Origin of the sequence: Prosthecobacter sp. (genome assembly GCF_044226605.1) — a bacterium.
In the GTDB taxonomy this organism is placed as follows: Bacteria; Verrucomicrobiota; Verrucomicrobiia; order Verrucomicrobiales; family Verrucomicrobiaceae; genus Prosthecobacter.
Genome location: NZ_JBGAGS010000034.1, coordinates 47,066 through 69,606, shown reverse-complemented (window position 1 = coordinate 69,606; position 22,541 = coordinate 47,066). Strand labels below are relative to the sequence as shown.

The following is a 22,541-nucleotide window of genomic DNA, read 5'->3' as shown; positions in this document are numbered from 1 at the left end:
CATTCGGATTTCCTCATTCTCCCCCCTTGCACCCCCCGTCCTTCTGGCTATGACCAACGTAGCAACCTTGATGAAGAAAGCCCTCCTCGCCCTCGAAGATGGCCGGGTGTTTGAAGGCACGGCGTTCGGCGCCGATGCCACGCACACCGGCGAAATCTGCTTTAACACCTCCATGAGCGGATATCAGGAGGTCCTGACCGATCCCTCCTATCGAGGCCAGATCGTCACGATGACCTACCCGATGATCGGGAATTACGGCGTGAATCCCCTCGATGTGGAGAGCGACCAGCCGCACGTGCGCGGCTTCGTCATCGAAGAGCTTTGCGAGGTGCCCAGCAACTGGCGCAGCACCCAGAGCCTGAACGATTATCTCAAGCAGTGGGGCATCCCCGGCATCCAGGGCGTGGACACCCGCGCTCTTACCGCCCACCTGCGCACCCGCGGCGCCATGCGGGCCGTCATCACCACCACCGCCACGGCGGAGGAGGCTGTGAAGCAGGCCGCCAGCAGCCCGGCCATGGAAGGCAGCGACTACGTCAAGGAAGTCACCACCAAGTCTTCCTATCTCTGGGACCCTGAAGGCACCGAAAGCGGTGACTGGGACATCCCCAGCCCGTCCCAAAACCGCGAACCCGGCGCCGATGGCGTGGTGCGCCACCCCCTTCCCGAGGCCAAGCACCACATCGTAGCCTATGACTACGGCGTGAAGCGCAACATCCTGCGCCGCCTGCGCCAGCAGGGCTTCCGCGTGGACGTCGTCCCCGCCACCACCAGCGCCAAGGACGTGCTCGCCCGCAATCCAGACGGCATCTTCCTCTCCAACGGCCCAGGCGATCCCGCCGCCCTCGACTACATCCACAAGGAAGTGAAGCAGCTCATCGGCAAGGCGCCCATCTTCGCCATCTGCCTCGGCCACCAGATCCTCGGCCATGCCTACGGCGGCAAGACCTTCAAGCTCAAGTTCGGCCATCGCGGCGGCAACCAGCCCGTAAAGGACCTGCGCAATGGCAAGGTGTCCATCACCAGCCAGAACCACGGCTTCGCCATCGATCCCTCCTCCCTGCCCAGCAACGTCGAGGTGACGCACATCAATCTCAACGACGGCACCGTGGAAGGCATGCGCCACCGCGAGGCCCCCGTCCTCAGCGTGCAATACCACCCCGAAGCCGCTCCCGGCCCGCATGACGCGAAGTATTTCTTCGCTGAGTTCGCGCGCATGATCGAGACGGGCAGGTAAAAGCGCGGTCAAAGGTCAGCGATCGCTCAAGTACCGTTCCGAACCGCCGATACGCCAGCGCCAGCCAGCGTAGCACAAGCCTCCGGCTTGTGTCTGGCATGTTGAACGCTTCGCCTCATTCCTTGCAGCACAAGCCTCTCCCTTTGTGTCATCGCCACCGCCTGCCCACGCGCTCGCAGCCGCATTGACAAACCGCGCCGCGCCTGCCGTAATGACCGGATGCGCTTCCTACGCCCCCTCCTGCTCGCCCTGACCTTGTCGGCAGCCGTGTGCTCCATCCCGCCCTCCCAGGCCGCAGGCAAAGGAGATGCAGCCACGCAAGCGCTCAACGATGCCAAGGACCTCACCCGCGCAGGCGAATACGAGGCCGCGCTGGAGCGCCACCAGTGGTATCACGCCAATGCCCTGAGCATCAGTCCCGCGCAATACGGCGTGCGCCTTTCCTTTGCCCTCACCTACTGGAAGCACCTGGGGGAAAAATACCCGCCCGCCATGGCCGCCCTCACCAAGCTGCGCGATGAGGGCACGCAGGCCGCGCTGGAGGGCAAAGCCAAGCCCGAACTCTTTCACGACGTCGTCTCCATCAACCGCACGCTCTCTGAAGACGCCGCGTCTGTAAAACTCTTCAAGACCCTCGATGAAAAGCAGCCCGACTTTGCCAAGCAGTGCTTCCGCTTCGTGCAGGACGCCCTGCTCTCCGCCGGCGAGATCGATCTCTTCGCCCGCCACTGCGGCGACACCGCCAAGTTTTTGCAGGGCAAACTCAAAGAGCACCAGCAACTGATGAAGGCCATTGCAAACAGCCCCGCCTCCGCCACCAGCCGCCAGCACTTTGAAAACAGGCTCGTCACCCTGACCCTCGCCCTCTCCGAACACGCCGCCGCCCAGGGAGATCCCAACCTCGCCGCGCACCTCAAACAGATGACCGCCGAAGTCATCGCCGACCCGCGTCTCACGAAGTAGGCATCTACTCGCCACCTCAGCGTGCCGTCGGCGCTTTCAGGCGCTCGATCAGATACGCCGCCACGTCCGCGTGCTTCACCTCGGGGGCACCGGGATAGACCAGCTCGCTGGGCACGCCGAGCTTGCGGCATTGCTCCTGAAGGCCCACGCCGAAGTTGGCGCTGTGCGCCGTGCTTTTCTCCGGCTGGCCCATGGCCGGCGGTGTGTTGTAAAACAGATACACCGGCGGATCATCCGCCGTCAGCAGCGCATACGGCGAGTACTCCGCGATCCACGGCAGGATCGTCTCTCGCTTGGCCAGAAACTCCGCATACGCGCTCTCATTGTTGCCGCCCTCGCCCTTGAAGCCAAAGGCGTGCGCCCCGTAGTTGTTGTTCGGAATCCACGCCCGCATCTGCTGCGGGTCCAGCGAAGTCTGCGCACGGATCACTGCCACGCACCACAGCCGCGTGGACTCCCGCGCCACAGGGTCCGCGCTCTTTGCATCCGCCATGTCCGGATGAAACGCCAGCCACAGCGAGCTGCACGACCCCGCCGAGCTCCCCGTCGCGCCGATGCGTGCCTTGTCGATGTTCCACTCCGCCGCCTTGCTGCGCACAAACTGCAACGCCCGCGCCGCATCATGCAGCGGCCCCTGCACCGGCGGCACCAGCCCGTCTGCCGCCGCCTCCGGCAGCAGCCGGTAGCCGATCGACACCACCGAGATCCCCGCATCCAGATAAGGCTGCTGCCCATTGAACCCATTCTTGTCCCCGTTCAGCCAGCCCCCGCCATGAATGAAAAACACCACCGGCGTCGGCGTGTCCGACTTCGCCTGGTAAAAGTCCAGCTTCTGCTTCGCATGCGTGCCGTATGAGACATCGGCATGGGTGGGTTTGAGGGGATCAGCGGCGCGTGATGCCGTCAGTAAACCCAGCTGTAAAACAAGGAGGAGAGCGGCAGCAGATTTCATTGCGGTGAAAAGGTAGGAACAGGGGGGATCTTTCGCGCACGTCTTTCGGAGCGCGGAATTTATTCCGCAGAAGGTCGCCACACCCAGAGGGCGAAAGTCCGCACTGTCCGTGGCAAACACGCTGACCTCCGGCGCAGACGGCCCCGCACAAAGAATTCGGAGCTGCATGTGTTTGCGGCATTATGCGGAATAAATTCCGCGCTTCAAAAACCTTACACCGCGATCTCCGCCTTGATCGCCGGATGCGGGTCGTAGCCTTCCAGCGTGAAGTCTTCGAACTTGAAGGCATCGATTTCGCGAATCGCAGGATTCAGCTTCATCACCGGCAGCGCACGGCACTCGCGGGTGAGCTGGAGTTTGGCCTGATCGAGGTGATTCTTGTAGAGATGCAGATCCCCAAAGGTGTGAACGAACTCACCGGGCTGAAGTTCGCACACCTGCGCGACCATCATCGTGAGAAGGGCGTAGCTGGCGATGTTGAAGGGCACGCCGAGGAAGAGATCGGCGCTGCGCTGGTAGAGCTGGCAGCTTAGCCGACCGCGATCGACGAAGAACTGAAACAGACAGTGGCAGGGTGGCAGTGCCATCTTTTCGATATGCGGCACGTTCCAGGCGCTGACGATGTGGCGGCGGCTGTACGGATTCGTTTTGATGCCCTGGATGAGACGGGTGATCTGGTCGTGCGTCTCGGCCTCCGGCGCGCCCTGCCAGCGACGCCATTGGGCGCCATAGACGGGGCCGAGGTCGCCGTTTTCATCGGCCCATTCGTCCCAGATGGTGACCTTGTTGTCCTGCAGGTACTTCACATTGGTGTCGCCTTTGAGAAACCACAGCAGCTCATGGATGATGGAGCGCAGGTGCAGCTTCTTGGTGGTGACGAGGGGGAAGGTGGTGCTGAGGTCGTAACGGCTCTGCTCGCCAAAGACGGAGTACGCACCCGTGCCCGTGCGGTCCTCACGGTAGCTTCCGTGTTCAAGCACTTTGCGCAGCAGGCGGTGGTATTCTTCCATCGCCAAGCCATAGCGGGGCGGGCGGAGAGTGCAATGGTTTCGGCAAGACGGAATGCGGGAGGGAAGGCCGCAAAAAAACGCAGAAAACACAAAAAGCCGGAGCTCTGTGCGGTCTATCCACTCACCCATTCATCGCTTTGCGCTTTTTTGCGCCCCTTTGTGGCCATCTGATTCTGCATCCTGAGTTGCAGCGCGGCCTCCCTGCCCCGATGATTCCCCCATGGCCGACCTGCCTGATGATCCTGCGCTACGCGCCCGCATGCAGAAACTCCGCATTCGTGAGGAGGATCTGGAGGAGTCGTTCATTCGCGGTGGCGGAGCGGGCGGGCAGAAAATCAACAAGACCAGCTCCACAGTCGTGCTGCGCCACGTCCCCAGCGGTATCGAGATCCGCTGCCAGCGCGAGCGCTCGCAGTCCCAGAACCGCCTCATCGCCCGCCAGGACCTCTGCGACCGCCTGGAGACCGCCTTTCAAACCGCCCAGCTCGAAATCCAAAACGACCGCGAAAAACTCCGCCGCCAGACCCGTGCGCGACCGCGTGGCCTGAAGCGACGGTTTGTGGCAGGCAAGCGGCACCGGGCAGGGATCAAAGAAGGGCGTGGCAAGGTGGGTGGGGACGAGTGAGCCGCGACTGACAGTGGTTGCGAATGTCTAGACGCTGCGTCCACGCCCGTAGTCCGGCTCGCGGCTGAAATGCATCACGGCAACCACTTCGACGCATTCGGGTTCCGGCAGATGATCGATCACCCCATAGGAGAACTGCTTCATGAGCTTGCGGCGGTATTTCTCGTCCAACCGCCTCCATGTTTCGGGATGTTTCCTGCAATCTTCCAGCGCGGCAGCGAGCCGTTGCTTGAACTCACGGGCCAGTTCCTTGCTGACACGCCGGTAATAGGCCCCGGCCTCGATGATTTCGATTCTAGCTTCGCTGGTGTAAATGAGGCGCATCAGGCGATGGCGGAATCCAGCTCTGCCATGACTTCCTCGTGGCTGTAGGAGCGGGTTTCACCGCGCTCACGACGTTGCACTCGGGCGTCCATTTCCTCGCGCCACTGCGGAGGCATCTCGTCGTCATCCTCCAGGCTCACCAGCAGACGCTCGGCGAGGTAGGAACGCTCAGGCCGTGGCATGGAGAGCACGCTTTGGAGAACGCTGGCGAGATCGAGGTCAGCCGTGGGCATGGGATGAGCTTAAAGGCTTCCGCGATTCTTTTCAACCGGGCAGCGCTCCCGCTCCCGGTTTTTGAAAGAATCCGCCTGCACCCAGTCACATCCCCCCTTGCCTCCCGCCCCACGCGAGGCATGATCCGCGCTCCCCACCATGAAAGCGCTCGTCCTTACCGCCCCCTCCGAGTTCAACTTTGACACCAGCTTCCCCGACCCCACGCCCGCCGCTGGCGAGGTGCTGGTGAAGGTGGCCGCCTGCGGCATCTGCGGCAGCGACATCCATGGCATGGACGGCCGCAGCGGCCGCCGCCAGATGCCCATCGTCATGGGTCATGAGGCAGCCGGTGAAATCATCGCCCTGGGCGAAGGCGTGGAAGGCTGGGCGCTCGGTGACCGCGTGACCTTTGACTCCACCGAATACTGCGGCGAGTGCGAGGAGTGCAAAGCCGGCTTCGTCAATCTCTGCCCCAACCGCAAGGTGCTCGGCGTCTCCCCCGGCGAATACCGCCGCCATGGCTGCTTCGCGGAAAAGATCGCGCTGCCAACCCGCATCCTCTACCGCATCCCCGACGAGCTTTCCTATGAGAAGGCCGCCTTTGCGGAGCCGGTCTCCATCGCCCTGCACGCGGTGAATCTGGCCGATGGCATCGAAGTGGGCGAAGCCTTTCAGGATGCCCACCACGAAGGCTGCGGCACTGATTGCGGGCACAATCACGGAGCCGAGGTGGAGGACAATACCGACGAAGGCGTTGGCGGCACCGCTGTGGTCGTGGGCGCAGGCTTGATCGGCCTGCTCGTCGTGCAGGCGCTCAAGGCACGCGGCTGGGAAAAAGTGATCGCCGTCGATCTCGACGACAGCCGTCTGGAACTCGCCCGCAAGCTGGGCGCCGAAGAAACCTTCAACGCCAAGCAGGAAGGCCTGGCCATGCACATCCGCAAGATCTGCGGTGGCGATGGTGCCGACGCGAGCTTTGAAGTCGTGGGCGCAGGCGCTCCGCTGGATCTCGCCATCCGCTGCGTGCGCAAAGGCGGCCAGATCGTCCTCATCGGCAATCTGCAGCCCAACACCCCCTTCCCTCTTCAGGAAGTCGTGACCCGTCAGCTCACCATCAAAGGCTCCTGCTCCTGCGCCGGCGAATACCCGGAAGCCATCCGCCGCATCCAGGACGGCAGCATCCAGGTCGAGCCTCTGCTCAGCGCCGTGGCCCCTCTGGCCGAAGGTGCCGGCTGGTTCAAGCGCCTCTACGACAACAAAGAGGGCCTGCTGAAGGTCGTTCTTCAACCCGCGTGAAGCGCGGCTTCCGTGCGAATGGCAAATGCAGAATAACGAATGTCGAATGAGGCCCGGCCTCTCCTGTTCACTTTCTCGTTCTGTCATTCGTCATTTCGCATTTGTCATCCGTCATTCTCTTCCATGATCCGCCTCTTCCTGCTCCTCTCGCTGCCTCTCTTCATTCTCGACCAGCTTTCCAAGAGCTGGATCGTGCAGCATTTCAGGCTCTATGAAACGGAGCAGGAGGTCATCCCAGGTGTCTTCTGGCTGCATCATGCGTCCAATACCGGCGTGGCCTTTGGCATGTTCAATGGCACTCAAAATGCCAACTACGTCTTCGCGGTCGTCTCGCTGTCCGCGCTGGTGTTCATCTATATCATGCATGGGAAGGGCCTCTTCCCCGGCAAGCTCAGCCGCACGGCCGTGGCGCTGCTGGTCTCCGGCATCTTCGGCAATCTCACCGACCGCCTCTTCCGCAATCACGACGGCGGCAAGCTTTTCGATGGCACTTTCTTCGACGGCTACGTCGTGGACTTCCTGCGCTTTGACTTCGGCTTCTGGCCCTTCCACCCCTGGCCCTCCTTCAATGTGGCTGACTCCTGCGTGGTGTGTGCCGCCATCCTGCTGGCGCTCGCGTCCTTCTTTGAGACACCGGGGAAGCCTGCGGAGAAAAGCAAAGACCAACCAGCGTGAGGAGCGGCGCGGAAGACGATGAGGCTTCCATGACCTGTTCGCATCATATGACCTATTGCTGAGACGCTCCCTTTCTGCCCGAGGCAGATTTGGAGTGCGGCTGCGCAGCGAGGAACGAGTGGAGCTGCCGCTTTCGAGCGTCTCGGGGCAGGCGTGAGGTCAGCGAGCCTGCGAGAGCCAGCGCGCTCCCGCTCTCGTGCACTCATGGTTAATCTCGGCTCTCATCTGGACGGCGGAAAGCGGTAGCTTCAGTCGTGCCTCCTTTCGCGACCGCACTCCAAATCTGTGCTGCTTTACGCGGGGCACTGCGAGGTACTTGCCTGCGCCACCCAGATCCTCCGAGAACTTTAAACCTGAAACTTTAAACTTCGAACTGGCCCTCTCGCTTCACTCCTTAGGCGGCTCAGACCAGCGGTAGATCCCATCATACCAGGAGAGGCTTCCCGGCGGTGTGGCTTTGCGTTTGATGTCCACCCAGAGGAAGCCGCCTTTGCGTTTCAGCGTCACGTTCACCTCTTTGGCGTCTTCCGGCACATCGCCTTCATTAAAGACGGCGCTCGCGGTGCTCTCTCCGTCTTTCTTTTTCACGGAGTCGGGCGGGATTCTTCCACTGAGGTCTCCGCCTTGGTTTTCATTCACGCGGGTGCAGCTCAGCGTCACATTTAGCCGGCCGTCCTTCATGCGGCGGATGCTCACGTGGCCGCCGAGGTTGTCATCGTATTCGCCATCCCAGTCACCCGCCTTCAGGCTGGGCATCTGCTGGGCAAAGGAATAGCCCATGGAGGTCACCTGGGCCAGTTTCAGCCAGTATTGAACATCCTTCTCGGGTGTCGGCGTGTCTTTGGCGGAGGGGAAAGGTTGCTTCACCTTGGGGGCTTCCGGCGGCTGGTAGGCGATCTTCATCCAGCGGCCCACCATCCCCGGCCAGCGCGATTTCCAGTCTGATGTAACCGTCTTGTCCACGGCAGGCCATGCATGCGCCGCTTCCTTCAGAGCGGCATTCATGCGGTCCTCTGCCGTTTGAAATTCCCTGCGCGCCAGTTGCAGGCGCTTCTCATCGCTCACACGCCGGAAGATCCCCAGCAGCCCGGCATCCTGCGGCATCTTCTGCCCCGGCTTGTAAAGCACTTCCACCTTGGACTCGCCCCCTTTCGCGATGAAAAACGTGCCCCGGTCCTGCCCCTCCTCCACCACAGCGGCAAAGGTGACGATGTTGTCCTTCCGAGTCCCCTGCCCCAGCCAGGTGGCGGTCGATCCCGGCTCGCTGGCAAAACGCATGATGACCTCCACACCCGTGGCCGAAGTATTTCGCAGCGTCAGGAAACGCATGCTCTCCTCATCATAGTAGTGAGCCACGGCCAGCGGCTCGGCAGCCGCCGCAGCAGGTGCTCCACTCAGAAGAAGAGCGAGCGCTGAGATGGAGAGTGGCAGCAGGCACAGGCGCAGAGGCAGGCGTGAATTCATAAGCAGGCACTCTCAAAGACGAAGTCGCATGCGCAAGAATTAGAAAAAGCTGTTTCGAGGGCCATCTCCATAACGATCATATCTGCAATCAGAGCTTCGAAAAAAGGCGTGATTTGGTCACTTTTCACGGATTTACAGACCTGAGAACCAATTTTTTCTCACTTTTATGGATCTAAGGCAATTTGTTAGAACACTGAATACCAATGTTTTAACAAATTTCCACCGCCTTGTTTTTATCAATTTTACAAATTTGTTATCAAAATCTGATATGGCTGTTGCACTTCTTATAATTTCTGTTATAAATACTAACAGAAACAAGAAACACACCAGCAGCCATGAAAACACTCATCCGCCTCGCTCTTACCGCCGCTCTCTTCGCCGCCGCTACCGCCGCGAAAGCTCAGAACGGTTATTCAGCTGCTGGTTACTATGCAGGCCCTCAGGCCCAGGCCGCTTACGCTCAGGAACAGGCCAACGCCCAGGCATGGGCCGCCTACAACGCTCAGCAGCAGGAATACGCCCGCGGATGGGCTGCCTACTACGCCGACCAGGCCGCCGCTCAGCAGCAGGCTGCCGCTGCCCAGCAGGCCGCCGCTCAGCGCTCCGCCGCCGCCGCTCCCCGCCACTCCACTGGCAATTCTCAGATCCGCTTTGACGGCCGCTTCGCTTCCGTCGGCCAGACCGCTCCTCAGGCCCTTCAGTTCGCCGTTTATGCTGCCAACACCCTGCAGAACAAGCCCTACGTCCTTGGCGCCGGCCATCGCAACATCGAAGACAGCGCTTATGACTGCAGCAGCAGCACTTCTTATGTCCTTATGAAGGCAGGATTGCTGAACCGTTGCCTGTCCAGCAAGGAGTTCGCCAACTACGGCGAAGCTGGCCCTGGCCGTTTCATCACCATCTGGGTGAAGCCTGGCGAACATGTTTTCATGACCATCTGCGGTCTTCGCATGGACACCTCCGGCCACGTCACTGGCGAAGGTCCCCGCTGGCGCACCCAGGGCCGCAACTATGCTGGCTTCTCCCCTCGCCATCCTTCGGGCTTTTAATTCTCATTTTTGCAACTCGATTCTCACACTCGTAAACAAAGCTTCATTCAAATCTGAAACTCACCGCCTAAATCCCCTCGAAATTCTCAAATCTACGAATCATATGAAAACGAACATCACCTCCTCCTCCACCGCCGCCTCCAAGGAAATCACCCTCGGCTGGACCTCGATGCCCACCTACGGTGAAGTGATGCCCCAGGTCGTTGGCACCGCCCACACCGACGTGAAGAGCAGCCTCAGCCTTGGCAGCAAGAGCGTGCTGAAGACCTTCTGGAGCACCCTCAGCAACCTCAAGTAATCCCCCTTTCACGCCCCGGACAGCAGACGGAACCGGGGCCGGCATGGAGCGAGGGCGCGCCCTTCGCCTTGCGCTCTGCATGGTCGCTGGTATGGCTTGTTTCTCCATCCACGCATGCAGGTCCTTCGCTCCATCGACGCCCTTTCCGCCCTTCCCGGCCCTCTGGCGCTTGCCGTCGGTGTTTTCGACGGCATCCACCTCGGCCATCAGGAGGTCATCCGCGCTGCCCAGGAGCACGCCACCCAGCATCACGGCACCGCCGTCGTCGTCACGTTTGATCCCCATCCGGCGCAGGTTCTGCGCCCGGCTGCGGCACCCAAGCTCCTCTGCGGCCCGCGCCACCAGCAGCTTATTCTGGCACAAACCGGAATCGGGTGCCTGCTCGCGTGCCCGTTTACCGCCGAGACCGCGAAGACCCCCGCGCGAGAGTTCATTCAGCAGCTCGTCAGCGCCGCCCGCCCGCTGGGCTGCATCTCCGTGGGCTACACCTGGAGCTTTGGGTACAAACGCGAGGGAGACATCCATCTCCTCATGGACATGGGGCAGCAGCACGACTTCGCCGTTTACGGGGTGCCGCCGTTAAAAATCGACGGCCAGGTGGTCAGCAGCACGCTCATTCGTGAGGCCATATCGCACGGAGATTTCACCACCGCCGCCACGCTGCTGGGCCGCAGCTACACCGTCTTTGGCACCGTGGTGGAGGGTAGAAAGCTCGGCCGCCAGCTCGGCTTTCCGACTGCCAATGTGGAGGTGGAAAACGAGCAGCTCCCGCCCCTGGGCGTGTATGCCGTGGAGGCGCGCATCGGTGCCCAATGGCACCCCGCCGTGGCCAATCTCGGCCGCCGCCCCACCGTCGCCGAAAACGCCGAGCCCACCCTCGAAGTCCACCTGCTGGACTGGAGCGGCGATCTCTATGGAAAAGACCTTGAAGTACGCTTCACCCGCCTGCTGAGGAACGAGATGAAGTTTAACGGCCTGGAAGAGCTCAAGGCGCAGATCTCACGCGATATTGTGGCGGCGCGTGGGTGAACGCGAAAGTGGCGCACTGCCTGGACGGAGGATGGTCGTGGCCGTAAGCCCGCCCGTCTGCAAGCGCGCTGCAAACTCCAGTGCGCACGGACCTCATGGCGGCAACGCGATTGGAAGTACGACAGACAGTCCTGTCTGTCGGTCAGCGGCACCGCAAACACATTGGACACTCGCCATACCCACAGCAGCCAACTTGGCGATGGCGTTAGATTATTCGATGACGAATGAGCCTGAGGGAGCGCTGGCCGACAGACAGGAACCGAAGCGCAGCGTAGGTAGCCAGCCGCAGGCTGCCCGAAGGGCGAACGAAGTGAGGCAATGTCTGTCGTGCCTTCTGCTTCGGCATGCAGGTGCGAACTCGGTGGTTTGTTTGGCCAAGGCCTGATCTCCTCATTTCAAACTCCGCAGCCAGGCCACGAGATCGAGCAGCTCCGCCTCGGGCATCGTTTGATCCAAGCCCTGGGGCATGAGACTGGTCGGCAGGGTGGTGTCTCCGGCGATGCTCTGGTGCGCAATCGTCTTCTCCTGACCGGCGATGTCCACCACGAGCAGGCCTTCGGCGGTGTGGGATTTGATCACGCCGAGCGTCTGCTGGCCGTCGCTGGTTTCGATGACATGGGCCTCGTAGTCACGTGCGAGGGTGTTGCTCGGGAACAGAATGCTTTCCAGCAGATCGCGCTCCGTGCGGATGGCGCCGATGTGGGAGAGATCGGGGCCGATGGGACGGCCTGCGGAGCCAATCTTGTGGCAGGCGATGCAGGTGCCCTTCCCCATCTCAAAGTTTTTCTGTCCATTCGCCGCATTGCCACTGGCAACGACCTTGTCCGCCAGCGGCCCAAGCTGCCGTTTCTTCGCTTCGGATGCGGCCACGGCCGCATTGTAAGCAGGCAGGATGACCGTTTCAAAAATCTCCGGCGGCAGGTCGCTGAAAGCGGTGCGGTACACGCTTTCCTGCTGGCTGGCGATGACGGGGTTTTTGGCCATCTCTGCGGCCAGCGCACGCCCCACTTCCAGGTCCTTCGATTTGCGCACGACGCCCAGCAGCGCTTTCAGCTCCACCGGCCCCAGCGTGGCAAACAAGGGCGCAAGTTCCAGCAACTGCGGCTTCTGCAGCGGTGCACTGGCGATCATGCCCGCCGCCTGAATCTTCGCGGCGGAGGAGGAGGCCGCATCGGCGAGCACGCCTTTCACCATGGTGAAGGTTTCGCCGGTGAGCTTCACGGACTTCGCAGCGTCCAGCGCCTTGAGGCGAAGGGCCAGCGGGCGCTTGGTGTCATTGGCGATGGCCTGAAGCGCGGCGTCGAAGTGCGGGGACTTGAGCTTCTTGATGGCATCGAAAACGAGCGGCGTGGGAGACTCGGCGAGGATGCGGTCGAGAGCAGGAAACCAGGCCTCGTTGCTGATGCCGCTGGTTTGAGTGGCCAGGATGGAGAGGGCGGTCGCACGGAAATCCGCCCCTTTCTCCGCCAGAAGCATGGTCACCAGATCCTGGGCAGACGCATCTCCCAGCGCGGGTGATGCCAGTCTGCGGGTCTTCGCCAGAAGCTGCTCCGTTTCTTTTGGAAGTGCGGCCAGAAGGGCATCTCCCAGGCCAGGCGCCGAGGAAGGAACGGCCTTGTACTTGGCGAGGTGTTGCTTCCAGTCTTCGGCCAGCTGCTCGCAGGCGATCTGACGCATCTGCGGATTCTGCTCCACCACAAAAAAAGCCGCGTCCACCTGCACGGCATGCCGGCTGGAAAAGGCCGCCTTGAAGATGCTCTTAAACATGTCGTTCTGAAGTCCGAGCATCTGGCCGATGCGCAGCACGCGCGCGAGGAAAACAGGTTTGCTGCCGTCTCCAAACATCTGGATCAGACGCGCCTTCTTTTCCTTGTCAGCAGCGTTTCGCCGCATGGCATCATACGTCATGACGTTATCCGTGAACCATCGCTCGGCCCGCGGACGGTTCACACGTGCGATCGCCGTGATGACGGCGTGCTCGAGGGAGGCATCCAGCGGATCTGCCAGCATGCGGTTCAGCTTCCTGCTGGTGGGCTCGTCCGCATGCTGAGCCTCGGCAATCGCCTGACAGGCACGAAGCTGCACCAGCGGATCACTTGCATCCAGGCTGGGCGCACTGGCTGCGGCTTGAGCCATTTGGAGAGGTTTCGCGGGAGCCTTCGGCTTGATCCGATACACCGCTCCAAGGAGATCTGACTTCGCCATCAAACTCGAAGGACACCCGATGCGGAACCAGCCGCCGGTGTCGAGGAGGAGGAGGGAGCCGTCGCGCGGGTCTTCCATCACATCGGTGAGGTGAATGTCGGGATTGTGCAGTTTGAGGAATTCATTTTCCACCGCCTTGTAGGTGCTGCCGCTGGGGGTCAGCTCCATGCGCACGAGGCGCTGGGTGTTGAAATGCGTCACCAGGAACTGCTGAGCGCCCGCGTTTGCGGACGGCCAGTTTTTCCAGAAGCAGGAGCCGCTGACGGCCACGTGGCCGAAGTTGTACATCACCGGCATGACTTCCAGCGTGCGCGGCAGATGCGCGATGGCCTTGAGCTGGTCGCCGCGCTCATACACGCCGCCGTAAAGCCAGTGCACGATGGTGTCTCCGCGTGGCTGGGTGTAGTACAAGTTCTGCACGCCGATGATGTCGCCATCGCGGGTGAAATCGACTTCCACGGGATTGTCACCGCAGCCGAGGGAATGCCAGGCCACGTCGCTGCCATCCGGCTTGCAGCTCCAGATGCCGCAGGCGAGCGATTCATCCACGGGCGTGCCGTCCTTCTGCGTGACCTTGTGGCCCTTGCGGCCGTGGCACCAGTAGAGGCGGCCATTGGGATGCAGGAAGGGACCGTGCACATCAGCAGCATTGCCGGTGTACTCAAAGCCGCCTACGATCATCTCGCGTTGATCGGCCACACCATCATTGTCCGTGTCCGTGAGTTTCCAGATGCCGGGTGGCGAGCCGACGTAGAGGCTGCCATTCAACCAGCATGCGCCCTGCGGAAAGGTCATCTTGTCGGCAAAGACAGTGCTCTTGTCGTAGCAGCCGTCCTTGTCCGTGTCTTCCAGCAGAAGGACGCGGTTGGGCGGATTGGCTTCCAGTTGCGCCTTGTTCCAGTTCACGCCCACGGCATCGCCCACGAAGAGGCGGCCTTTGTCATCGAGGCAGCCCATGATGGGGTGCGTGACCAGCGGCGAAGCGGCGGCCACTTCGAGCGTGTAGCCCTCCGGCAGATCGTGCTTCGGCAGAGCGAGGGTAGATTTCCCGGTGACGACGACGGGGCGTTTGCCGCTTTCGGGAATGGTGCTGCCCTTGTCCGGCGGAAGATCGGCGGAGAAGGCTGGTACGGCCAGGAGCAGGAGGAGAAAACGCGACGTCATGCGACTCATACGCGACTAAGACGCTGCTTATCTCCAAATGACTGCGCCTAATTGACAGCCCGTGCGCGGAGTGAGACCGGTACTCATGGAATTCAATCCCTACGCCGCGCCGCAGTCCCAGACTCTGCTCAATCCGGCCAAGAGCGAAGAGGAAACGCTGCGCGCCGAGCACATCAACACCGAGAGCACGATCCAGTCGGTGGGTGCGCTCATCATGCTGCCTGCGGCTGTGCTGCTGTATTTCGCCTGGATGATTTTGCAGAGAGGCCTCATGCACCAGCTGCCTGAGGGGATGCTGTTCCTCAGCATCGGCCTGGTGCTGGGAGTGGTGGGTTATGGCATGCGCAGCCTGCGGAGCTGGGCGCGGATTCCTGCCGTGCTGGTGAGCGCCTGCGGCCTCATCGCCTTTCCCATCGGCACATTGATCAGCATTTCTGTGCTGATCAAGCTGCTGGGCAAACAAGGAAAGCGGGTGATGACAGACGACTACCGCCGCATCGTGGCCCTGACACCCCACGTGAAGCTCAAGACGCCCGCCTCAGCCTGGATCCTCCTGGCGCTGCTGCTGGCGATCGTTGTGGTCTGCGTTTTGTTCGCAAGTCGGTAAAACAGAGAGGAGCGGCCGTTTTCTGCCAGAGTCCGGACAGACTTGTCCACACCCGGCGCGGCCCAAGTACGACAGGCACTCTTGCCTGTCGATCAGCGCTCACGCAGGGTGTCTCGTTAGCGAATGATCTGCCACAGCCGCCAAGCCAGACGCTGAGGGAAGGGCGTGGGTTCAGCGTGTGGCCAACACGCTGCGCACACGCCATACCCACAGCGGCCAGCACGGCGCGGTCTTGATCATTCGATGACGAATCATCCAGCGTGAGCGCTGACCGACAGACAGCAACCGTGTCAGTTGGCAGGTTGGAAGAGGGTTTGCCACGTTTGAGCAGGCCTCGGTCAAAGGTGCTGAGAATGGGATTGATGCTCACGCTGCGCACTACGGCCATGTAGAGCGCTCGGCGCACCTTTTTGCGCCCGCCCTGGATGTGGCGCTGGCCACGCATGGGGCCGCTATCATAGGGGTGTGAGGCGAGGCCTGCGAGGGAGGCGATGCGTGTGTTGTCGAGGCTGCCGAGTTCGGCCACCTCGGCGATGCCCTTCATCTGCTGGAGGCGCCGGGGCTTCTGTCGTGCGTGTTCATGGTCCAGCACCTTTTTGATGAAGTTCTACGATCTGCTTGCTCAAGCTTTGATCAGGGTTTCGGCCTGGGCAATGAGCTGCGAACAGGTCAGCTGCAGCAGCTGGGTATACAAGAGTGCCTGTCGCACCTCCAAACCGCCCGACTTCGAGGGCATTCGAACGCCGTGGTGTATGCGATGCGCTCGAAGACGGGCGGGCTGTCGCCATGGCCTTGCGGCGTCGGGGCAGCTCGCTGCGTGCGGGGTGGGGGTGAGATTTGTGCGGTTTACAGGCGCCGCACTTCCTGCACTTCCAGGCCGGTGAGCTTCCATTCGTCTTTCACCGGGGTGATGGTCACCCGTGCATTGTAGATGTTCACGCGCGGATGGCTGTGCCCCCAGTGGCCGACGATGCCGCGGGCATTCCAGTTGCAGTCCGCCACAAAGCCGGGGCCCTGGGGATTTTTCTCCACCTTGTCCACCGTGACGGCAAATTCCGCGATGGTCACCCGCGTGCCTTCGCGGCCATCCAGCGTGAGAGCCTGGATGGTCTCAAGGTAAAGCTTCCGCAGCAGCTCCCCGTCCACGCTGCGGGCCAGCACATCGTACACGTCTGACTCCACATGATGATCGAAGGCGCGGTACACATTGCGCAGCAGCGGGGAGACGATCTGCTGGGCCTCCGCCACCTGTGTGACAGTGGGAGTGGCGGATTTGGGATGGTAGGGCACGATGAGCAGCTGGCTCATGAGCACTCCGCCCAGCAGCCACACGGCGAAGTATGGCAGGCTCCCGCCGGGCAGCTTGTGGTCTTTGATCTTCAGGTAGATGTAAAACACGAGGCCGCCCAGCACCCAGACGATGCCCCCCATGGGCACGCGCACGGGGGCAGGCCGTGTGATCTGCGGCACCGCTACCAGCGGCGCGGGCCGTGTCATGCGCCCCAGATTGCGCCAGCGGTAGTTTTTGATGGCGGCATGGATTTCTCCTGTCTCAGTCTGGGGACCAAAGAAGACGCGCACCGGCAGCTTGGAAATGCCCTTGAACCAGCCTTTCCACGTGACGTTCAGTTCATCCGGCCCGGGCGGCGTGGCAAACTCCCACATCAGGCCCACCAGCGCCTGGTTCAGCGCCAGGGTTTCTCCCTCCTTCATGGGCAGCGTGTTTCCGGGCAGCCCTTTGATCACCGTCACCAGCGGTTGGGGCACGGCCAGCGCCTGGTCTCCCGTGCTCAGCGAGCACCAGTCTCCTGCCTGGGCCGCGACTTTTTCGGAGATCTGTTTCTGCTGCTCGGGGGTGAGGGATTCCGGCAGCGGCACATCCGGACTCAGCCATGCGAGCACCGAGGCGGCGTCAAAGAGCGCTTCAAAGCGTGTTTGGTAGGGCTCAATGTAGAGATAGGTCTGCGCAATGGGGCCGGTGATAACCACCGAGGAACTCGTGGGCAGCGGCGGCGGAGCAGCAGGAGCGGAAGCACTGGTGGCGGGCGGAGGTGTCGGAACCGAGGCCGGCGTCAGCGGTGATGCGGGCGCCAAGGTGGATCCCGGTGTCAAAGTCGGTGGCGGCGTCAGCGCCGAGCCTGGGAGTGCAGCAGAGCCCGGCATCACAGTGGATCCCGGAGTCAAATTCACTGGCGGTGTCAGGGCCGCTCCCGGTGTCAAAGTCGGTGGCGTTGTGAGCGTGCCGCCCGCGCCCAAAGTGGCGCCCGGGGTCAGCGTGGAGCCCGAGGTGATGGTGGGTGGCGGGACCATGCCCGCAGACGGAGCCGCGCCGGGCAGCTGCGGGGACGCAGCGGCTGCGGGGGGCTGTCCGGCAGGCGGAACGAGCCCGCCTGGCAGGCCCGATTTTGGAAGCACGGAGGTGGGTGGAATGGCAGGCCCCAGCGAGGGCAGGGTCTGCAAAGGTTTCAGCGGTCCGATCTGGATCGTGTCCTGCGCCCGTCCTTCCACTGCCGCAGCCAGGCCCAAGGCCACGATGGCACTGCACCATTTCAAGGACAGGATTTGATTTGGCATGCGGCGGTGAAAAAAGGAAACAGGGTGCGAGGGAGTGCGGAGATCACAGCGTCCACGGCTTGCGCCATTCCTTGGAGAGCAGCTTCGATGCAGCGGCATTGTCGGCGATGGTTTCCGTCTTCGGATCCCACTTCAGACCCGTGCTGCCGCTGCGCAGCGCCACATTGGCCAGATGCGCGATGCTGATGCTGCGGTGCGAGACCTCGATGGGGGTGGCCGTGGGCTTGCCGTCGTAGATGCAGGAGAGGAAGTTGTCCGTGTGCTCCTTGCTTTCATAGAGGTGGATTTCATCCGGCCGTGTCTTTTCACGCAGGATGTCCGGGCTGCTGGCGGTGATCTTGCCGCGGTTCACGTAGATCCACTTGCCGCCCTCTCCTTCAAACAGCACGCCCACATGATCGAAGGGCTTCTTGGGCTTCTTGTCATCCGGGGTGGCCAGCGCGGCCTCCACTTCGGGCATGAGCTTGTGCGTCGGGCTGGCCACGTGCATGACCACGCCGTTTTCATACACGCATTCAAAGGAGAACTCGGTGGCGGTGTTGTACAGCGCCTTGGAGTCCATGGTGCCGCTGACGTTCCGCAGCTCCACGGGGCCGGTCATCTGCGTGCCCATGCCCCACTGCGCGATGTCGATGTGGTGCGCGCCGAAGTCGGTGATCATGCCGCCGGAGAAGTTGAAATTGTGCCGCCAGTTCAGCGGCAGAAGTGCCGGGCGGTAGTCGATGTGCTCCGCCGGGCCGAGCCACATCTCATAGTCAAAGTCGGGCGGCAGCGGTGCGGGATTGATCTGGTCTGCCATGCCGTTCCAGTTGCTATGGCCGCCGGGCAGGCCCACGCGCACGCGCTTGAGTTTGCCAATGCGCCCATTTTGAGTCATCTCGCAAGCCATGCGGAAGTACTGGTCGCTGCGCTGCTGGCTGCCGGTCTGCCAGGTCACGCCGGCCTTGGCCACTTCATCGCTCATGCGGCGGCCTTCGGCGATGTTGAGCGCGAGCGGCTTCTGCCCGTAGATGTGCTTCCCTTTGCGTGCGGCGTAGATGGCCATGTAGGCGTGCCAGTGGTCCGGTGTGGAGATCTGCACGGCGTCCAGGTCTTCCTTTTCCATCATCTCGCGGAAGTCCGCATAGGCGGCGCAGGCTTTCACCGGCTTGTTGGCAGACTGGGAGTAGTGCGCGTCGATGGTCTTCTTCCCTGCTTCACGACCGCCGGTCTTCTTGCCATCGTAGCCATAGTGGCCGTATTCCTTCATCGGGTCGGCCACGGCGACCACCTGGCACTTGTCGTTGTTAAGGAAAGTCGGCGTCCAGTCCGTGGCGATGGTGCCCCAGCCGATGGCTCCGACGGTGATGCGCTCTGAAGGCGCGGGGCGTCCCCCTTTTCCCAAGGCCGTGGCTGGAATGATGGTGGGAAACCCCAGGGCTGCGGCGCTGGTGGTCAGGAAACGACGGCGGGAAAAGGTGGGATGAACAGGAGCCATAAAGCATTAGCTTATAATCGGCTGCGCTCTCCGTGGCGAGAAAAGAAATCACAAAGACGCCCGTCCGGCGCAACCAGAAGTGGACAGCCCACGCCAGCCTCATCCATGTTAGCGAAATGAATTCCCCGAAGGCCATGCTGCAGCGCATTCTGCCGCCACTCGGCTCGGCGCTGCTGCTGGCCGCCGCGTTTCTGCCATTCAAGGCCAAAAGGCAGCGGCTGCGCGTGGTGCCGGGCGTGTGGCCCGCCGCCGAACCTGTGCTGCTGGCCAGCGACATGCGGCTGCTCCCGGAAGACCACTTTCAGGTCATCGAAATCCCCTGGGCCTCCGCCGTGGTGCGCGCATTCGGCAGCGGCGCGGCGGATGTGGCCGTGGTCTCCCTGGAAAGCATCATGCGCATGCAGGATGCCGGGCAGAAGCTGAAGGTGCTCACGGTGCTCAGCCAGTCCGCCGGCGCAGACGCCGTCCTCGTGCGGCCCGGCATCGCGCGGCTGGAGGATCTGAAGGGCAAGCGCGTCGGCGTGGAGCGCAGCGCCGGCATTTATCTTCTGATCAATGCGCTGGAAAGCGCCGGGCTGTCCCTGAAGGACATCGAGGCCGTTCCCATGTTTCAGTCGGAAATGGAGGCCGCCGTCCAGTCAGATCTGGTGGATGCCGTCGTGGCCACCGAGCCGTGGCTGGAAAAACTCTCCCACACCAGCAGCCTGCGCAGCGTGTATGACTCCACCCAGCTCAAGGTCCCCATCCTGCACCTGATCGTGGCCTCGGAGCGCTCCTGCACCGCCTCCCGGGAGGAACTGGTCTCCCTGCTCCGGGTTCAGGCGGACATGGCTGAAAAGTTCTGGGCGGGAAAACCCTTCCCGGGCATGGATGGCGCCCTGCGCCGTGAAAAGATGAACACCGAGGAGCTGGCTGCCTGCCTGCGCCACCTGCGCCCACTCAGCCAGGCGGAAAACTTGGAGCTGCTCAAAAAGCTGCCGCAGATGGCCTCCCAGGTGGGCGAGCAGATGATCCGTAACGGCATCATCACCAGCTTCCGGTCGGACAGTGACTGGATCAACCCCAGCCTCAGCGAGGAGGCCTTCCGTTGAACTGGTTTCGCTCCATCCAGAGCCGCATCACCGTCAGCGTGTGGTTGTTTGGCCTGGTGATCATTCTCTTCAACAACTGGCGCAACCAGCGCTGGCTGAAGGACCGCCACATCGACCGCATGAGCCAGGAGGCCATGGACACCGGCAGCCGCCTGGCCGGCCTGCTGCAGCACCTTTCCCGCCGGCAGCAGGAGCGCGCCGCGGAGCTGGAGATGGCCTACGTCTCCCTGTCTCCGGACGTGGACCTGGGCCTCGTCTGCAACAAGGAGGGCATCGTCAACTGCGCCACCCACATGCAGTGGTTTCACATGGACGTCCTGCAGACTCCGCTGGCGGAGGAATGGCGCAGGCATGCAGGGGTGCTCGCCACCATGGAGCCCGCGGTCGAGTGGGACGCAAAGAAAAAGAAGCTCCTCGTCTTCGTCCCCTTCTTTGAAACCTATGAAGCCACCAGCCGTGCGGCGGTGCTGATCCGCTATGACACCACCCTGGCGCTGGAGGAGGTGCGGGAGGACGCGTGGATCGAGTCCCTGCGGCAGACCGCCGTGCTGCTGGCCTCATGCCTGCTGCTGTGGTTTGTGCTGCACGAGCTGGTCATACTCCGGGTGCACCGCGTGGTGCAGATCCTGCGCTCCAGCTCCTCCGGCGAAGGCCCTCCGCGGGTGCTGCCCGGGAACGATGAACTTTCCCTCATTTCACGCGAATTTGCCCGCGCTCTGGACAATCTCCGCGAGGCTGAAAACATGGTGCTGGACGCCGCCGAGCAGGAGCGCCGGAAAATCGGCAGAGATCTGCACGATGACCTCTGCCAGCGCATCTCCGCCACCAAAATGAAGGCCGAGGTGATGCTCGGCATGCTGCCGGCAGGAGACAGCAGGATCAACAGCCTCGCCGAACAGGTCGCGGCGGAGCTGGCGGAGTCCACGGTGATCGCCCGCGGCATGGCCTGGGGTCTTTCCCCCGTGGGCATCGAAGGCCAGGGGCTGAAGGACGGGCTGGAAAACGTGCGCCGCTTCGCCGAGCAGTCGTACAAAGTCCGCTGCTCGCTGGACTATGCGGACATCAGCGCCCACCTCACCAACAGCGGGCAGGAGCTGCTCTTCCGCATCGCGCAGGAACTGGTCATCAATGCCTGCAAGCACTCCAAGCCAGACATCCTCACCATCACTCTGCGCATGGAGGGAGATCAGGTCGTGCTGAGCGTGATCCATGACGGCGCTCCTTTCTCCACCCCGGAGGAGACGAGCAGCCAGGGCATGGGACTTCACCTCATGGGCCAGCGGCTGCGCGCCCTCTCCGCCACGCTGGAGCGGACCGTGGAGCGTGGTGCGCGGGATTTCTCGGTTGCCATTGTGCGGATTCCTTCAAACAAACCCTGAACACGCTCTCCACCCCTCTAGGGGAAGAGTGCGCCCTTCCCCTTTCATAAGGATTATTCTCCATTGCCATTGTGCGCAAATTGTCAAACAGTCCCCAAATCTTGCCAGCCTGCGCACCGCCCCCGTGCCAATGAAAGCCTCCTCCCCCCCCGCCGCCATTCGAATCGCCATCGTGGATGACCACACCATGATGCGGGAGGGCTGGCGCCTCCTCATCGAGACCACCGACAATCTTGACTTCGCCTGGATGGCCGTGGACGCCGCCGACGCCCTGCGCAAAGTGGAGGCGGACACCCCGGACGTGCTGGTGGTGGACATCTCCTTGCCGGACCGTTCCGGGCTCGAGCTGATCAAAGACCTGCGCCTGCTGCGCCCGAAGCTGCCCATGGTGGCCATCTCCATGCATGATGAAAAGCTCTACGCGCAGCGTGCCCTGAAGGCCGGCGCGCGCGGCTACCTCATGAAGAGCGCCCCGCAGAAGGACTTTGAGGAGGCCCTGCACCGCGTGGCCGCAGGCGGCATCGCAGTCAGCAAAGAGATGTCCGAGGAAATCCTGCGCGCCTTCTCCTCCGGCAACACCGCTGAAGCCAAGGACTCCATCGCGGATCTCAGCGATCGTGAATTTGAAGTCTTCGTCCTCATCGGCCAGGGCAAAACCACCGGCCAGATCGCCGAGGCGCTCCACATCAGCAGCAAGACCGTGGACGTGCACAAGATGAACATCCGCACCAAGCTCGGCATGAGCGAAACCGGAGAGCTGGCCTACTTTGCCATTCGCTGGGCTGAAGGGCAGAAGACCGCGTGAGCTGGGCGCCTGCCTGGCGCTTCAACAATCAGTAGAGTTTCAACGCGTTTTAGCGCGAACCCCCTCTACCAGCCCATAAGCAGATAGCTCTGGGTGGTCTTCTG

At 62.2% G+C, this 22,541-nt stretch carries 21 protein-coding genes; 12 read left to right on the top strand and 9 right to left on the bottom strand.

All coding sequences use genetic code 11. The features are described 5' to 3' along the window. The first annotated feature begins 49 nt into the window (after positions 1-49). Positions 50-1,237 (top strand): glutamine-hydrolyzing carbamoyl-phosphate synthase small subunit, encoded by a 1,188-nt coding sequence (gene carA / locus ACILSO_RS30470; protein WP_395741276.1) that lies wholly within the window; start codon positions 50-52, stop codon positions 1,235-1,237. Positions 1,238-1,456: 219 nt separating this feature from the next. Further along, complete coding sequence (locus ACILSO_RS30465) at positions 1,457-2,200, top strand: hypothetical protein (protein WP_395741275.1); 744 nt, start codon at positions 1,457-1,459, stop codon at positions 2,198-2,200. A gap of 16 nt (positions 2,201-2,216) precedes the next feature. Here the strand turns inward: ACILSO_RS30465 and ACILSO_RS30460 are convergent, their stop codons facing one another. Continuing rightward, positions 2,217-3,152: an alpha/beta hydrolase fold domain-containing protein gene (locus tag ACILSO_RS30460; RefSeq protein WP_395741274.1), complete on the bottom strand. Its 936-nt coding sequence runs from the start codon at positions 3,150-3,152 to the stop codon at positions 2,217-2,219. Positions 3,153-3,364: 212 nt separating this feature from the next. Next, a complete protein-coding gene (locus ACILSO_RS30455) occupies positions 3,365-4,162 on the bottom strand; it encodes a thymidylate synthase (protein ID WP_395741273.1) in 798 nt (265 codons plus the stop codon). 220 nt (positions 4,163-4,382) lie between these two features. Between ACILSO_RS30455 and ACILSO_RS30450 the strand changes: the two genes are divergently transcribed. Continuing rightward, positions 4,383-4,787, top strand: a complete 405-nt coding sequence (locus tag ACILSO_RS30450) for a peptide chain release factor-like protein (protein WP_395741272.1) — start codon at positions 4,383-4,385, stop codon at positions 4,785-4,787. A 27-nt stretch (positions 4,788-4,814) separates the two neighbouring features. On the opposite strand, the gene ACILSO_RS30445 is transcribed toward ACILSO_RS30450, so the two are convergent. Beyond that, positions 4,815-5,111, bottom strand: coding sequence for a type II toxin-antitoxin system RelE/ParE family toxin (locus ACILSO_RS30445; protein WP_395741271.1), 297 nt, complete (start codon positions 5,109-5,111; stop codon positions 4,815-4,817). Further along, positions 5,111-5,344, bottom strand: coding sequence for an addiction module protein (locus ACILSO_RS30440; RefSeq protein WP_395741270.1), 234 nt, complete (start codon positions 5,342-5,344; stop codon positions 5,111-5,113). Before ACILSO_RS30440 ends, ACILSO_RS30445 begins: the two co-directional genes overlap by 1 nt. A 139-nt stretch (positions 5,345-5,483) precedes the next feature. Here ACILSO_RS30440 and ACILSO_RS30435 point away from each other — a divergent pair, with 139 nt between their 5' ends. Both ACILSO_RS30435 and lspA read left to right on the top strand, forming a co-directional pair. Then, on the top strand, positions 5,484-6,620 hold the full coding sequence (locus tag ACILSO_RS30435; RefSeq protein ID WP_395741269.1) for a galactitol-1-phosphate 5-dehydrogenase: 1,137 nt from the start codon (positions 5,484-5,486) through the stop codon (positions 6,618-6,620). A 123-nt stretch (positions 6,621-6,743) separates the two neighbouring features. Beyond that, positions 6,744-7,295 carry a signal peptidase II gene (gene lspA, locus ACILSO_RS30430; RefSeq protein WP_395741268.1) on the top strand — a complete coding sequence of 184 codons (552 nt, stop codon included), beginning with the start codon at positions 6,744-6,746 and terminating at the stop codon, positions 7,293-7,295. 387 nt (positions 7,296-7,682) lie between these two features. On the opposite strand, the gene ACILSO_RS30425 is transcribed toward lspA, so the two are convergent. After that, positions 7,683-8,759, bottom strand: a complete 1,077-nt coding sequence (locus ACILSO_RS30425; RefSeq protein WP_395741267.1) for a hypothetical protein — start codon at positions 8,757-8,759, stop codon at positions 7,683-7,685. Positions 8,760-9,094: 335 nt separating this feature from the next. Here ACILSO_RS30425 and ACILSO_RS30420 point away from each other — a divergent pair, with 335 nt between their 5' ends. The 3 genes from ACILSO_RS30420 (at position 9,095) to ACILSO_RS30410 (ending at position 11,135) form a co-directional block, all read left to right on the top strand. Further along, entirely contained in the window at positions 9,095-9,808 is a 714-nt protein-coding gene (locus ACILSO_RS30420; RefSeq protein ID WP_395741266.1) for a hypothetical protein, read from the top strand. A gap of 103 nt (positions 9,809-9,911) precedes the next feature. Continuing rightward, positions 9,912-10,106 carry a hypothetical protein gene (locus ACILSO_RS30415; RefSeq protein ID WP_395741265.1) on the top strand — a complete coding sequence of 65 codons (195 nt, stop codon included), beginning with the start codon at positions 9,912-9,914 and terminating at the stop codon, positions 10,104-10,106. Positions 10,107-10,220: 114 nt separating this feature from the next. Next, complete coding sequence (locus ACILSO_RS30410; RefSeq protein WP_395741264.1) at positions 10,221-11,135, top strand: bifunctional riboflavin kinase/FAD synthetase; 915 nt, start codon at positions 10,221-10,223, stop codon at positions 11,133-11,135. Between the two features lie 390 nt (positions 11,136-11,525). On the opposite strand, the gene ACILSO_RS30405 is transcribed toward ACILSO_RS30410, so the two are convergent. Next, the gene (locus ACILSO_RS30405; protein WP_395741263.1) at positions 11,526-14,504 is read right to left on the bottom strand and encodes a PVC-type heme-binding CxxCH protein; all 2,979 of its coding nucleotides are present in this window, start codon (positions 14,502-14,504) and stop codon (positions 11,526-11,528) included. An 85-nt stretch (positions 14,505-14,589) separates the two neighbouring features. Here ACILSO_RS30405 and ACILSO_RS30400 point away from each other — a divergent pair, with 85 nt between their 5' ends. Further along, positions 14,590-15,111: a hypothetical protein gene (locus tag ACILSO_RS30400; RefSeq protein WP_395741262.1), complete on the top strand. Its 522-nt coding sequence runs from the start codon at positions 14,590-14,592 to the stop codon at positions 15,109-15,111. Here ACILSO_RS30400 and ACILSO_RS30395 read toward each other — a convergent pair. From ACILSO_RS30395 to ACILSO_RS30385, 3 genes are all read right to left on the bottom strand, one after another. Further along, positions 15,029-15,655 carry a transposase gene (locus ACILSO_RS30395; RefSeq protein WP_395741277.1) on the bottom strand — a complete coding sequence of 209 codons (627 nt, stop codon included), beginning with the start codon at positions 15,653-15,655 and terminating at the stop codon, positions 15,029-15,031. The two genes, ACILSO_RS30400 and ACILSO_RS30395, sit on opposite strands and share 83 nt — an antisense overlap. A gap of 302 nt (positions 15,656-15,957) precedes the next feature. Beyond that, positions 15,958-17,685 (bottom strand): hypothetical protein, encoded by a 1,728-nt coding sequence (locus ACILSO_RS30390; protein ID WP_395741261.1) that lies wholly within the window; start codon positions 17,683-17,685, stop codon positions 15,958-15,960. Positions 17,686-17,728: 43 nt separating this feature from the next. After that, the gene (locus ACILSO_RS30385; RefSeq protein ID WP_395741260.1) at positions 17,729-19,162 is read right to left on the bottom strand and encodes a Gfo/Idh/MocA family protein; all 1,434 of its coding nucleotides are present in this window, start codon (positions 19,160-19,162) and stop codon (positions 17,729-17,731) included. A 116-nt stretch (positions 19,163-19,278) separates the two neighbouring features. On the opposite strand from ACILSO_RS30385, the gene ACILSO_RS30380 reads away from it, so the two are divergent. From ACILSO_RS30380 to ACILSO_RS30370, 3 genes are all read left to right on the top strand, one after another. Beyond that, positions 19,279-20,253, top strand: a complete 975-nt coding sequence (locus ACILSO_RS30380; protein ID WP_395741259.1) for an ABC transporter substrate-binding protein — start codon at positions 19,279-19,281, stop codon at positions 20,251-20,253. Beyond that, complete coding sequence (locus ACILSO_RS30375) at positions 20,250-21,632, top strand: sensor histidine kinase (protein WP_395741258.1); 1,383 nt, start codon at positions 20,250-20,252, stop codon at positions 21,630-21,632. Before ACILSO_RS30380 ends, ACILSO_RS30375 begins: the two co-directional genes overlap by 4 nt. A 130-nt stretch (positions 21,633-21,762) precedes the next feature. Next, positions 21,763-22,437: a response regulator gene (locus ACILSO_RS30370; protein WP_395741257.1), complete on the top strand. Its 675-nt coding sequence runs from the start codon at positions 21,763-21,765 to the stop codon at positions 22,435-22,437. Positions 22,438-22,541 lie beyond the last annotated feature (104 nt).